Origin of the sequence: Pseudovibrio sp. Ad26, assembly GCF_001623285.1 — a bacterium.
Classification (GTDB): Bacteria; Pseudomonadota; Alphaproteobacteria; order Rhizobiales; family Stappiaceae; genus Pseudovibrio; species Pseudovibrio ascidiaceicola.
In genome coordinates, this window is the sequence record NZ_LMCE01000015.1 from 185,488 (window position 1) to 198,219 (window position 12,732).

9 protein-coding genes are annotated in these 12,732 nt (G+C 51.3%); 5 read left to right on the forward strand and 4 right to left on the reverse strand.

Annotation, left to right across the window (positions count from 1 at the left end; all coding sequences use genetic code 11):
* Nucleotides 1-403: 403 nt before the first annotated feature.
* The 3 genes from PsAD26_RS03740 to PsAD26_RS03750 all read left to right on the forward strand — a co-directional run bounded on the left by PsAD26_RS03740 (nucleotide 404) and on the right by PsAD26_RS03750 (nucleotide 2,918).
* Nucleotides 404-1,201 (forward strand): DUF6345 domain-containing protein, encoded by a 798-nt coding sequence (locus tag PsAD26_RS03740; protein ID WP_063309307.1) that lies wholly within the window; start codon nucleotides 404-406, stop codon nucleotides 1,199-1,201.
* 14 nt (nucleotides 1,202-1,215) lie between these two features.
* Nucleotides 1,216-2,286, forward strand: a complete 1,071-nt coding sequence (locus tag PsAD26_RS03745; protein WP_063309308.1) for a hypothetical protein — start codon at nucleotides 1,216-1,218, stop codon at nucleotides 2,284-2,286.
* 365 nt (nucleotides 2,287-2,651) lie between these two features.
* Nucleotides 2,652-2,918 carry a hypothetical protein gene (locus PsAD26_RS03750; RefSeq protein WP_208985488.1) on the forward strand — a complete coding sequence of 89 codons (267 nt, stop codon included), beginning with the start codon at nucleotides 2,652-2,654 and terminating at the stop codon, nucleotides 2,916-2,918.
* Between the two features lie 186 nt (nucleotides 2,919-3,104).
* Here PsAD26_RS03750 and PsAD26_RS03755 read toward each other — a convergent pair whose 3' ends face one another.
* The 3 genes from PsAD26_RS03755 to PsAD26_RS03765 form a co-directional block, all read right to left on the reverse strand.
* Nucleotides 3,105-3,560 carry a hypothetical protein gene (locus tag PsAD26_RS03755; protein WP_063294172.1) on the reverse strand — a complete coding sequence of 152 codons (456 nt, stop codon included), beginning with the start codon at nucleotides 3,558-3,560 and terminating at the stop codon, nucleotides 3,105-3,107.
* A gap of 161 nt (nucleotides 3,561-3,721) precedes the next feature.
* A complete protein-coding gene (locus PsAD26_RS03760) occupies nucleotides 3,722-4,198 on the reverse strand; it encodes a hypothetical protein (RefSeq protein ID WP_063309309.1) in 477 nt (158 codons plus the stop codon).
* Nucleotides 4,199-4,325: 127 nt separating this feature from the next.
* Complete coding sequence (locus tag PsAD26_RS03765; protein ID WP_063309310.1) at nucleotides 4,326-7,976, reverse strand: hypothetical protein; 3,651 nt, start codon at nucleotides 7,974-7,976, stop codon at nucleotides 4,326-4,328.
* Nucleotides 7,977-8,191: 215 nt separating this feature from the next.
* Here PsAD26_RS03765 and asd point away from each other — a divergent pair, with 215 nt between their 5' ends.
* Together asd and PsAD26_RS03775 are read left to right on the forward strand one after the other, a co-directional pair.
* A complete protein-coding gene (asd, locus tag PsAD26_RS03770; RefSeq protein ID WP_063309311.1) occupies nucleotides 8,192-9,085 on the forward strand; it encodes an archaetidylserine decarboxylase in 894 nt (297 codons plus the stop codon).
* Between the two features lie 91 nt (nucleotides 9,086-9,176).
* Entirely contained in the window at nucleotides 9,177-9,974 is a 798-nt protein-coding gene (locus PsAD26_RS03775; protein ID WP_063309312.1) for a phytanoyl-CoA dioxygenase family protein, read from the forward strand.
* Between the two features lie 46 nt (nucleotides 9,975-10,020).
* Here the strand turns inward: PsAD26_RS03775 and PsAD26_RS03780 are convergent, their stop codons facing one another.
* Nucleotides 10,021-12,678, reverse strand: coding sequence for a hypothetical protein (locus PsAD26_RS03780; protein WP_063309313.1), 2,658 nt, complete (start codon nucleotides 12,676-12,678; stop codon nucleotides 10,021-10,023).
* Between the last annotated feature and the right edge of the window lie 54 nt (nucleotides 12,679-12,732).

A 12,732-nucleotide genomic window follows, 5' to 3' on the forward strand; every position in this document is an offset into this window, starting at 1 on the left:
TTCTCTATACGAAAACTCTCGCTTATGGGCGAAAGGGTGTTGCTTACAACACCTCTTGTGGTGGGACGACGGCAAAGGCATGCCGGAAAAGGTGGAGTGAGCGACGCGGACAGCCTTTCATGAATAAATGCAATCACTTAAATAGGATGCAACTTGGGTTTTCTGTGTCCAGGTTGGACATATTGAAATCTCGCTGAGAGAGCTTGCAGAGTAGCTTAAGCAAGACCTTGTAAGACCTGTTTCTTTGTGCTGTTGACGCCTCAATTATACGGCTGCATCGTTGCTTACTCGTCTCAATTACACCCCTGAATTGCGGTAATGTTGAATGCAGCTCACATTCCGTATGATGGTCTCGTTGTTTTTATAATTTGGATCTTCTTACAGCTTTAAGGGGAATTCCCCGATGAAAGTACCCTTCTTCTATTCGTATTCATTCTTTAAAATTGCGGTTAGTGCCATGCTGGCTTGTCTGATTACCACCCAGGCGAATGCGGACGGTGCCAACTATTGGATTGACGAGTCTACCGATTTCACTGGCAATGGCTGTCAAAATTCAGACTTGAACGATGTTACATCAAGCCTGCGCAGCGAGCTTAACAATCGGGGTTGGACAGGTACCCGCTGGTCCAATGCAAATGCATGGCCTGAGGATTTCATTGAGCAGAATTTGGGTGGGATCGACCATGTTGCCGGGGATTCTCGCACTTTGTCAGTCTATGCCGGGCACGGTTGGCGAGCTCTTATTCAGTTCGGATACCAGCGTAACGGTATTTGCTCGGTTAGTTTTCCTAGCTCTACACGGCTTGGCACTCAAGGCGGTGATGAGGCCGTTTATGCGATGTGGGTTACAAGTTGCACGGTCAACCTCGACAGCCTGTCGAGCCATTTCGACCAGGCGATCCGGCAGACCTTTGGCTATCACAACTCGCCATCGGTCAAAGACAACCAGCCGCGAAATTTCTTTCGGGAAACGGATGATCTGAGGAACGAACGCGCCTGGATTGAAGAGATGGAAGATCGACCAGGCTGGTTTACCGGTGATAACTCCCCAATCGCTCTCACTTTTGGTTTGTCACCGAACCACTGCGACTGGGTGCAGGATACTGCGAAGTTGCGCGATCAGACACTTCTTAATCAGGCCCCAAGCCCGGATACCCACTTTTGCTACCTGATGTTTGACAATGGCCAAAGTGGTTGCTGAGAGGAGTATTTGAGATGTTGACGAGAAGTGTTTTTTTATCCGTTGCCGCCTTGGCTGCTCTGACTTTAACGGCGACTGCCCAGCAAGAACAGCAACGCGCTGATAACAGGAATACAGCGCCGCTGCTTCTGGAACGGAACGCACAATACAAGGCTCCGGCATTTGAGGAAGGACTGGAACTTCCGGTGATCCGGATGACCTGGCGTAATGATCGTGACGCACAACAGGTGATTGATGCCGCCGAAGCTGCGATAACCCTCATGCTTGACGGGGATCGTTCTGAAAAGATGGATGTCGCGTTGAAGGAGGCGTTTTACGGAGATGAGGCAGGCACGTGGGCGCGTGTGTCCGCAGCTCCTCAGATCCTGGCCCGGTATGATGCAAATTTTGACGAAATTCGGCTGATTAACGAAGAGATTGACGTGATCCGTGAACCACTTGGACGGATCAGCGTGGATGAAGCGGTTGCCCGAGCCAACAAGGTGATCGAGGCGTTATCTGAGCAGGCGATCCTGGACCGGCGCCTCTATAGCAATGCGGCCATTCAGATTGGTTATCGCCGCGTTGGTAGTGGCTCGCGGAAGGCGCAGCCAGGTCGCAGTCAGATCCTGGAGTACCGCGTTACTTACCGACCACGGATCGAAGGTGTCGAACTGGCCAATGCCGGGGTGCGGGTGGGTGTTATGGCCAATGGCCAAATTGGGTCGATGCGGTTTGGCGGTGTGACACCTCTGGTCAAGTTCACTGATGAGAAGGCTGAGCCAGAGGAAGATGGCAAGCGTCTGCCGGTTGAAATCGATCCTAACCGTCTTACGGTGCGGTTCTACCGGACGCTTAGCGCCAACGTATCGCCGCAAGTGGCCTGGAGCCGGGTGATGTACGCCATGCCTGATGGTAAACGCAGCGCCTTGCTTGAGCCGATGTTGGTGGTTTCTTTCTCCGAAGGCACGACCACAGATAAGGGACAGCGCGTCAGCAGTCGGCGCAGAATTCTCGGTTTCTCTTTGGTGGATGAGAAGGCAAAACCATTCGACTTTACTGCGCCGACTCCTGTGAAGAGCGATGAATCCAAACGCAGCAAGTAGACGTGTTGAAGCGCCTTTTGCCGGAAAGGTCACAAACTCTCTAGCACGCCCCAACACCACCCCTTCATGGGGTAACCCCACTTCCCTCATTGACACTCGCAGCAAGACAACGCATCCTAAAGTTGAGGCGTCGAAACCTCTCACAGAGCGGTCACCGCTGCCGTTTATTGGCGGTCTTTTTGTGTCTGGAGTTAGGTCTTCAAACGCAAACTCTCGCTTATGGGCGGGAGGGCGGTGAATACAATACCCTTCGCGGGGGAATAAACCCGCCTGTCTCTGTCAGGTTTCGAACCTCCCGCTCGCCAGTGGGTTGTCGAAAGCTTTCTGTCGAGTGGTTTGTTCAACAAGCCAACAGAGAAGGCTTAATGATGACCAAAACTGAAGATGAGAAAAGTGCCCATATGTCCCTTCGCAATGAAGTGGACCAGCTCAACCTTTCATCCAACCACCTCAAAAATCTGGTGTATTCAATGAGTGTGGTGATGAGTGAGCGCATGGAGCACACGCAGGAATATGAAGCGTTGCTGACGCTGTTTGATACTGTGCGCAGCCACATAGAAGATGTGCAGGGATGTAGCGAGAAGATATCGGAATTGCTCGAGCCTTGCGCGCTGGACCTCACCAAACCCTAACAAGCATAGAGCGTGTTCCGTTTGATTGAGTTCAATCAAACGGAACACGCTCAAAATAAAGAAGCTAGAGCATGAGGCGTGAATGCAAATGAACGCGGGTATGCTCTAGAGAGCGAGCAGAGGTAGTCCCTCTGCTGAACTTGCCTGAGAGGCAATGCGCTTCTCAGGCTTTTATCTGCGGTTCGCTTAGAACTGCACCGGCACAGTCTCGCCGGTAGAAATCTTACACTCGCCAACGCCGCCATCTGAGAAGCCAGAGCTTGGGTTGCTCAAAGTGATCTGGCACTGCATGGAGCGAGCAGCGCTGAACAGCACGCCTTTGGCTCTTGAATTGTAAGTGGTGGAAGAGCTGGAGGAGAAGAAATCATCGTCGTCATCGTCATAAAAGAACCCGTCTTCAACGCTCTCGGTCTGCTTCTTCTCAGTCACCAGCTTACCGGTGAAAAACTCACCGCTGGAAAGTGTTGCAACAGCTGAGGCTGCGCCATCATCGAGGAACTCTTCGGTCACCTGAAATGTCACGCTCTGTGAGTTCTTGCCGTCTTTGCTAACAACACGCCCTTGTCCTGTCGTGGTGGACTGACAGCCCGCCAAAACTGCAACAGCAGCAACACACACACCAATCTTGAAAATAGTCTTCATTGTAATTTACCAATCCCGAATAGCTAAATGTCGGTTTCGGCTGTTTGGAGATCGGTTCAAATAACGCAGTCACCACAGCCAAAAGCCCCTGAACCGGCTGTAAGTCAGGGGCAACTTGGTCAGCAATCACAAAAAGCACAGTGTGAGAAAAATTTCGCTCTCTAAAACTCAACAGGGAAGCTGCCGCCACCAGAAAGTTTACACTGTCCAACACCACCATCAGAGAACCCGCCAGATGGATTGGAAAGCGTCACGACACAGCGCATGCTCCGCTTCGCACTAAACAACACGCCCCGGGCATAGGGGCTGTATGTGGTTGAGAAGGTTGAGACGAAGAACGGCCCGTCATCAAACCCGTCAAAATCATCGAAGTCGTCGAAATCATCAAACCCGTCATCGAAGTCACTTTCTCCGATGTTGGTGGTTTGGCTCTTCGCGGTCACGAGCTTGCCGGTGAACACTTCTCCATCAGGCAACGTTGCTGTCGTTGCCGCGCCACCACTGCCAAAGAAGTTTTCCGTCACCTCAAAGTCAACGGCCTTGCCACCCAAACGACCTTGCCCGGGTGTTGTTGTCTGGCAACCAACCAGACCAGCAATGGCAACCACGCACAAACCTGTCGTGAAAAAGCGTCTCATTCTGCGTTCCAATCCCGAATTAAAATGCAAACATGTCGGGGCAGAATTGCAGAGAAACATTGCCAAACGTATTCAAACATCGCTTGCAACAAGCGCTGAAGCATCGGCAAAAATGCACTCCAAAAGCCTACTTTTTCTTGCCTTGACGCATTGCACCTCGCCGTTTGAAAATGCCTTTGCGTTTTTTGGTGGTGTGTTGTTTCAACATCCGTTCCATGTTGGCGATGAGGCTGTTGAGGAAGCCAAACTGCACCTCTGCTTCCATAACCTTGCCTTTGCTCAGGAAGCTCTCAATCTTGTAGGCCCCTTCGCTGGCTGTTTCGTTGTTGTCCAAGAATATGGCCAGATCGTCATCATTCTGAATGGCGTTGCGTTGACCGTGGAGTTTGTTGATTATCTCAACCAGCTCCTCAACTTTGATCTGATACCCGTCAATCTTAGCGGCGGTGCGCTGCCCACGTTCAAAAGCGATGCGTACACTGTCCATCGTAATCTCGGCATTCTCCAGTGCATCTTGAGCAGCGTTTGAACCAAGTTGGGTTTCGGCTTGTTTGAGGTAAGCTTCTGCAGTCTTAAACATGCTCTCAAAATTGGAGAGTTCCTCAGCATTTTTGAAGATATCCTTGCGCTTACCGTAAGATTTGAGTTCACGCTGTATCTGCTCAATGCCAATCGCAACGGCTTCATCTTGATCGAGGTTCTGCGCTTCACTTTCTTCTTCTGTAACTGGCAGTGTTGCGGCCTGTAACATCTCTTCAAGGACCGCCACGCATTCGTCAAACTGGGTGAACTGCTTCTGCGCTTCCTTCCCTTCATCTACTTTCAGATGATCCAGCATGATCTGGGTGCAAACCAATGCCATCGCATGAAACTTTGCATAACGCTCAAGAAGAGCCTCATTCCCATCAAAGCGATCCTGCGCAGCAAATAGTCGCGAAAGCTTCGACTGCCTGTCAGAAACGTCTATGATTAGGTCTGAACGGAGGTTATCCCTCGTGTCGCAAAGGGTATCATAGGCTTCCTCAAAAGCTCTCCGGTCATCCTCAATTTTGTCCATCATAGTTTTGGCAAAGCCGGCGAGTTGATCTTTGATCGCCTTGCGGAGATTGCTCAGCGTTTCCTGCGCTGTTTTGTAAGAGGCATCAAATGAAGTCAGGTCGATGTCCCAGGCATCAAACTCAGCGCGTTTTTGATGAGTCCCGGCAATAATGTTCTCGTAGTACGCCGCGCCTTCAGACAAACCATTCAACAATGAACTCAGGATTTGGCGGCTGTTGTCCTGTATCTTCTGCAGGATGACCAGATCTTGTTTTGCCGTAGAAAGAGATGCACGCGCGCTTTCCAAGTCATCTCCGGCAAGCGCTGTGCTACCTTCTTCATGATGTTGCATCGCGCCAGCGTAGGCTGCCTCCAGATCAGCCACGTACTCATCAACACAAAGCGGCCGTGCCTGACTGAAGATCGTATTGATAGCTGCGCGGACCTGATATAACTGCTGCGCCAGTTCAGCCTGCTCAGCACTACGTGGATCAACAGGTTCTTCATCTGTTGCTTGTTGCTGTGTTGGGCTCGGCGCGGGTTCAGCTTTTCTTTTCTTTTTCTTCGGCGGCTTCTGCGTAACACAGCGTTCTAGATTTGCCAGAGCGACCTTGAGATTGCTCAAAATAGCCCGTGCATCCCTCACTTTACCTTCTGCAATCAACCCTTCCACCTGGAAGGCGAAATCCGTTGCAATACTGTTGTAGCTCAGGAAGTCGTTTTTATGGTCAGGGTCTTGCAGAGCAATCCCTTGCTCATAAACAGCGTTGATCCGGTCTTTCGCAGCTTCGGCATCTGCAAGATAACCCTCAACTTTTGCGGCAGTATCTGCACCGCGCTCGTAGGCGATCTCCATCGAATCGAGCGTGATCCGGGCATTATCGAGAGCATCCTCTGAAGCTTGGAACCTCTTCCGCTCAAGCAAAATGGAGGCTTGCTCTGCAAAATCCGCAGCCTTGTCATGTAAGTTGGCGTAGATCAGTCGCTCTTCATTGTCTTTGAAGACACTGCGCATGCTGTCGTAATCTTCAAGTTCCACAGTGATGCGTGCAATCGCCTTTTGCAGCATCTCCCGTGCTTCAGCTTCCGTCACAGCAGTGTTGACCTTTGGCATCCATTGCAGGCTACGAGTTTCTTTCTCCAGTTTTTTCAAACCGTTGCGCGAGTTTCCAATCGCCTGATCAGCTTCTTCAACCCGCTGGCCTGCCCTGCATGCCTCTGCATATTCAATGAGTGCACTCACCTCACCGCAAAGAGCATCAAACCGAGTCAATTGCTTTTTGCCAAACTTCTCGTCCGCTTGCGCATATCTCTCAAAGTCTTTGCGCGTGTCTGCAAGCGGTTCAAGTGTGCGGCGAAGATCTGCAATCTGCTCCGCCTGAATCTGAAGCATTGCTTCCGCTTCAGTTATGTAGTCCTGCATGTCCGCTGCACTATCGCGAATGTCCCTGATGCTTTCTTGGGCGCTATACGCATTTTTGGCCAGCAGGGCTGTCTGTGCACTCAAAATGTCTGTACGAGCTGATTGGTATGCCGCTTCAAAAGAGGGAAAGTTGACACCGTGGTTCTTCACGAGATCCCGTTGATCATTAAGCCTCTCAACAGAACTTTCGAGAGCTGTGACATCACCGGTAAGCCGTTTGATCTCCTCCTCATCAAAACCTTCTGGTGGCGAGATCTCAATCTCAGAAGTTCCAACAACCGCCTGCAACAGCACCTGCTGTGCTTGCGCGATGAGCTTCTCTGTTTCTTGTAATGCCTTCTCACAGTCCTTACCGCGATTGCTAAGGACAGCGTCATTTGCTTTCTTTGCCGCATCAGCTGCTTCGCCACAGGCTTTATCGAGAGCACTTTGCTGGTCTGGGGTGTTATCTAATGTCTCGCGCTGACCAGCCAGATCCTGAATTTCTCGCTGAGCGATCGACACCTTGAGTAAGAGTGTTGTGCCAGCTGCATCCGCATAACGCTTAGCGCTGTCCACTGCCTCCCTGAGAACCGCATATCTCTCTTTTGCGACCAATAGAGTTCTGTCGACCTCTGAAACCACATAACCAGAGATTGCTCGGTTCATCTCCGTGAAGTTGTCTTGCGCAGCGTCGTAAGCCTTGTCGACCGCAGACAAATCCACATTCCAGAGCAAGATTGGTTCACGTTCTTTGTAGACATCATCAACGCGTTTTTGTTGTAATGCGGCGGTTTTCTTAAGTTCGACCAGCTCCTCAACCGCATTGCCGCGCCCTTTTTGATAAGCAGCTTGCATTGTTTTCAGGTATTGGTCTGCTTTGTCTACATGAGCTTTGATCCCACCAAGATCCGTGAAACCATTCTCATCTTCTTTTCTAACCAAATTTTGAGCCCGCTCAACCTGCTCTTCTCCCAGCTCCTTAGCTGCTTCAAAGAGATCCTGACTCTCATCCTCTTCGGTGAAAACAGGTTTCCGTTTTCCGGCAACCCTGATGGACTTGGCAATATTTCTCATGCGCTTGTAGAGAGTGCCGAGCTCCGCATCATGAGCTTTTTTGCGAGCTGTCAGTTCATCATCTGGTTCCGCTTCAATCTGCGGAGTGACGTCCTCGTTGCTTTCAGTTGTTGCATCAAGGGAAACATCGTCGAGCGGGACATCCTCAAACTCATCTTCCTCAGTGGGATCACCTTCCACCAAGGGGAACTTCCATTGCAAATGCCTGAAGACCTTTTGAGCCCACTGGTGTTGTTCTGGTGAGAGTTTGTTGTCTGGCATAGGAAACTCCGCAACGAGATGATTTTGCTGGCTCTAACTTAGTCGCTGTTGCTTCCTGATTTGACGCATATTCGGGAGCATCCTGAGAGATTTGAGTGATCTGGTGAAGATAGAATTGTGCGGGATTACAGTTTTTGAAATAAATGGGAGAGTTACTTGCCTTCACCGAGTATCTCACCTAGTAAAGCCTCGTAATTTGCAAGCAGGGCTGCCACATGTCTGAGAAACAACCCATTATCGTTATTGACCGTGAAACCGGCCGAGAGTTTGAAGAAACGGTTCTGGGGGAGAAGTGGATCCGTTGGGCCTATCAGGATTCCAGTTCAAGCGTGATTGAGAAGCTGCTGTTCCGCTCCGCCGCATTGAGCAAGGCCATGGGCTGGTACTATGACAGCCCGCTTTCTAAAGGCAAAATTCAAAGTGCCATTGATGAGCTGAACATCGACACCGCTGAGTTCGCAGACCCACAGGAGAGTTTCGCTTCTTTCAATGAGTTCTTCATCCGCCATCTGAAAGAGGGAACTCGCCCGTTTGACACTGGCGCAAACACCATCGTCAGCCCAGCTGATGGTCGCGTATTGGTCTTCCCCAAGTTGGATGAGGATACCTTTACTCCGGTCAAGGGCCATCCATTCTCCATTCGCAAAATGTTGCCAGATATCGCTGATCGTTATATCGGCGGGTCACTGGCAATCGTGCGTTTGTGTCCGGCAGATTACCACCGCTATCACTTCCCTTGTGCAGGTCAAATCATAGATGCGAAGGACTTTCAGGGTGCCTACCACTCTGTAAACCCGATTGCTCTGGGTGCTGGTCCAGATGTGTTCGGCGAAAACAAGCGCAGCTACACACTGCTAAAAACCGAAAATGCAGGCACCATGTGCTATGTGGAAGTTGGAGCGTTCGGCGTAGGCAGCATCGTAAACACAAAGACTTCCGGCCACGTCGCAAAGATGGACGAAAAAGGCTACTTCAAGTTTGGCGGGTCAACGGTTGTTGTGGTGTTTGTGCCGGGTGCCGTGAACTTCAGCGAGGATCTGGTCGCCAACAGCGCGGCAGGCAAGGAAACGCTGGTAAAGGTTGGTCAGCCCTTCGCAACGGTTGCCTGAGAAAATCTCCAGATCGCCTAGCATAAGTTGTATTTATCCAACGTGACTCTTCGTCCAGACTGTCAGCTTCGCTAACAGACTGGACGGGACAATGCCATCTTCACTTATCACTCAGGACCATATCGATACTTATCAGCGCGAAGGTGTCGTACTGATCAAAGGCCTCTTTAAAGATCATGTAGATCTAATCAGGGCCGGTATTGAGCGGAACATGGCAGAGCCGGGAGAATATGCGGCAGAAAACCTGAAGGAAGGTGAGGGCGGTCGCTTCTTTGATGACTACTGCAACTGGCAGCGCATTCCAGAATTTGTCAAGGTGGTGAACAACTCCCCCGCAGCTGAAGCTGCAGCGGACCTGATGCAATCTCAAACCGTTCAGATGTTCCACGACCACGTACTCGTCAAAGAACCGGGCACGTCCAAAGCCACGCCATGGCACCAAGATGGACCATACTATTTCGTCGAGGGACAGCAGACCGTCAGCTTCTGGTCGCCAATGGACGCCGTAACAGGCGCCACCCTGCGCAGTGTTGCAGGCTCGCATCTTTGGGAAAAGCCAGTTCTTCCAATCCGCTGGCTATCTGAGCAGAACTTCTATGGCGATAGCGATGAGTACATACCAATCCCGGACCCGGATGCAGAAGGAATGCCGATCCGCGAATGGGAGATGGAACCGGGTGATGCGGTCGCGTTCAACTATTACACGCTGCACGGCGCACGCGGTAACACGACAGAACAGCGCCGCCGCGCATTCTCCCTGCGTCTACTAGGCGACGATGCCCGCTATATTGAACGGCCGGGCCGCACATCTCCGCCATTCCCCGGTCATGACATGAAGCCTGGGCAAATCCTGCGAGAAGATTGGTTCCCAATCATCTACAAGCGCTAACTATAGTAGAGAAGGAGTGCAGTCAGGAAACTGCACTCCCCAAGCTTTAGCTCCTACCAGCATTCAGAGCTTCAGGTTTGAACTCCAGCACCCAACACGTTTTCAGATGTCCTTTCCTGAAGACGTTTCTGGTTTCACTGTGATACTGAATTTCCCGCAGTTCCAGAAAATCTGGCAGGGACTCTTGAGTCTGAGCGTCCTTGGCAAGCAGCTCACCCCATTCCCGTGCCAACTTACTTGGCTTTTCAACAACCTCCGCACCCAAGCTGGCTTCACCGGTTGGTTTCAGGAGGAGTTGAGCTCGCATTTCTGGCTCTAACAACGCCCGCAAGGTGCCTGTCACTCCCGGAAATTCATCATGTGCCTGAGGAGCTGTTGCCCCAGCTTCCTGCTGTTCCGGATCTTCAACCGTGACTGTTGTGTATTCTGGTTTGGCAGGTTCTGGAGCCGTCTTCTGCTTAACAGAAATCAGATACTCACTCTTCTTGCCTCCTTCAGGACGCGTGATGGAAACATCAAACAAAGCGACCCAAGGTTGCTTTGAAATCCATTTCTGGATCTTCTTCAGGCTCCCACCTGATTTTTCAATCCGCGCATGAACGTCATCGCGAACATGCTCCATCAGCTTATCCAGCGCAAAATGGGCCTTGCCAAAACTCAACAGCAGGCCATTACCTTTTGTGCTCAAGAAGGTGTCTAGACGCTCTCTTATAGAGGAAAGCTCGCCGGATTGCTTGGTTTGACTGTCTTTCAATTCATTCAGATTAACAGTCAGGGATGCCAGGTTTTTGGCAGCAGCTTGCGGCAGCGCCCTCATCTTGCCTATCTCTGACATGGTATGAGAGGTCGGCTTGTATTGAACCACCCAGGCTGGCTCAAGCATATCGTTCTCAATCAGGAAGCCTTCAATCTTGTGATAGCGCACCTGCTTCAGGATGAAGTAGTCGGGTAACATCTTTGAAATGTTATCGCCCCGTTGCTTAGCCGCTACGAGCGTACTGCCCCAAGCCATCGCCAGATCACTTGGCTTTTCAACAATCGGCAGTTCATCGACGCCATCCTCTCCAGTCGGCACCAGTTTCAGGGCCTCCATCATCTCCTTGGAGCGCAGACCATTCAGAACGAGTTGAGGTTTATCGCGCAACTCACTCTTCGTCAGTCCCTGCTGCGGAACCGCATCACTGTTGTCGAAGAATGTACTGTTGCCTACTGTTCTCGGAGCAGGGTCGTGACGCAGCTCCGTGTTGATGTCGTAATATCCGCCATCTTTCTGAATGGAAACGGAGATCAGCGCCGCCCACGGCTGCTTAGCGATCCATGCCTCAGTCTTCTTGGCGCTGTGATGGTCCGCCAGATGCTGCTCAGTCAACTGCGATGCCACCTCACGCAGGCTGGCCAACGCGTACTGCGCCCGGCCATTCTCATGAGAGAGGCTCTCTGTGCTGGAAAGGATCGCATCTCCAAAGCTCATGGCAGCCAGCAAGTCATTGCTGGCATTCAGCGCTTCGCCCAATTGCTTGGAAGTTGCTATTCGATAAGCAACAACATCTTTCTCGATATCATTCAGATAACGCACATCCTGTTCGGTCACAGCATTTGCTCTGGCAGTATCGACTGCTTCACTCAAACCCTTGCTAAAAGCATTCTGGCGCAAGAGCGTGTTGACATCACCAACAACTTCTTTGTTCAGGGCCTTCAAGTTCTGGCTCAGGAACACCAGCAGCTCTTTGTGATTACTGGATAAATCCTCTGGTGCTGCCAGTGCCGCGACCTTCAGGAAGGCAAGGAAGCGAGGATCATGAGCGGTATCTTCAAAGACTTGTTTAGCCAACGCACGTGCATCATTGTCCAGCCCGGTTCTGAACTGCATACGCAGATATGTGTCAGCCTTGTCTTGAGCCATACCCAACAGACCTGTGATCAGTCGTTGCTTTTTTGCTGCCTCCGGCCCTTCATGCGCGGTGCCCGTCGGGTCATTGATAAAGGCTGTTTTCTTCTCCTGATACGCTTGGAATTGCTGCTCAAGCTCCGGGCTCACCGCCAAATCCAACTCATGCATAGCCAGCATTGCTGGATGTGGTTTTAACTCCAATGGTTCGCTGCGCGGTTGAGGTGCAGATGGTTGCTCAACAGTCTCCAACTTAGGGTGTCCAACAGCTTGTGACGTGCCGTTGACAACAGCCGTCTGGCTTCCCGCAGGCTTGGGAGTGTCAACAATAACGTAGTCGCTCAGATCAGGATCTGAGCCCAAATGATCAAGTGTGTTCGCATGCGCAGCGAGCGGAGACACTGCTTTAGTTGGAACCGTCTTTGTACTTTGCTGCGAGGATGCCGCGGTATTGCTCGCGCCATGCCCCATCAACTTTTCTGAAGGCAACCGGTAGCCCTCATAGCGAAGCTTTTTCACAGCGCGTGACATGCCATCCGTTGGGTTAGAAGGTTCGCCCTCCGGTTTATGATGCTTGTGGTAAGCGAGTGAGCGCAGTTGGGGGGCCTTCGCCCCGGCTTTTGCTGGGCGGCTGTGCTGTGTAGACTTTCCGTTCAGCTCATCCAGCTGGTCCAGCAAGCGATGCACATTCTTTGGCTCGGTATGGCCCAGCTTATGTCCTTTATGGGAACTGGTTGTTTTTTTTGGTGTGGCCCCTTGTTGGTCTGGATTGACCTGAGGCTGCGAAATTTTTGAATGAATTGGAGAACGACCCATGGGACACCTCATAAATTCCCGGTGTTGGCCTCCATTGTTCAGGAGTGCCGGAAC

Coding starts and splice junctions, on each gene's coding strand:
- PsAD26_RS03740 (WP_063309307.1), top strand. CDS start 404: ATGAAAGTACCCTTCTTCTATTCGTATTCATTCTTTAAAATTGCGGTT.
- PsAD26_RS03745 (WP_063309308.1), top strand. CDS start 1,216: ATGTTGACGAGAAGTGTTTTTTTATCCGTTGCCGCCTTGGCTGCTCTG.
- PsAD26_RS03750 (WP_208985488.1), top strand. CDS start 2,652: ATGATGACCAAAACTGAAGATGAGAAAAGTGCCCATATGTCCCTTCGC.
- PsAD26_RS03755 (WP_063294172.1), bottom strand. CDS start 3,560: ATGAAGACTATTTTCAAGATTGGTGTGTGTGTTGCTGCTGTTGCAGTT.
- PsAD26_RS03760 (WP_063309309.1), bottom strand. CDS start 4,198: ATGAGACGCTTTTTCACGACAGGTTTGTGCGTGGTTGCCATTGCTGGT.
- PsAD26_RS03765 (WP_063309310.1), bottom strand. CDS start 7,976: ATGCCAGACAACAAACTCTCACCAGAACAACACCAGTGGGCTCAAAAG.
- asd (WP_063309311.1), top strand. CDS start 8,192: ATGTCTGAGAAACAACCCATTATCGTTATTGACCGTGAAACCGGCCGA.
- PsAD26_RS03775 (WP_063309312.1), top strand. CDS start 9,177: ATGCCATCTTCACTTATCACTCAGGACCATATCGATACTTATCAGCGC.
- PsAD26_RS03780 (WP_063309313.1), bottom strand. CDS start 12,678: ATGGGTCGTTCTCCAATTCATTCAAAAATTTCGCAGCCTCAGGTCAAT.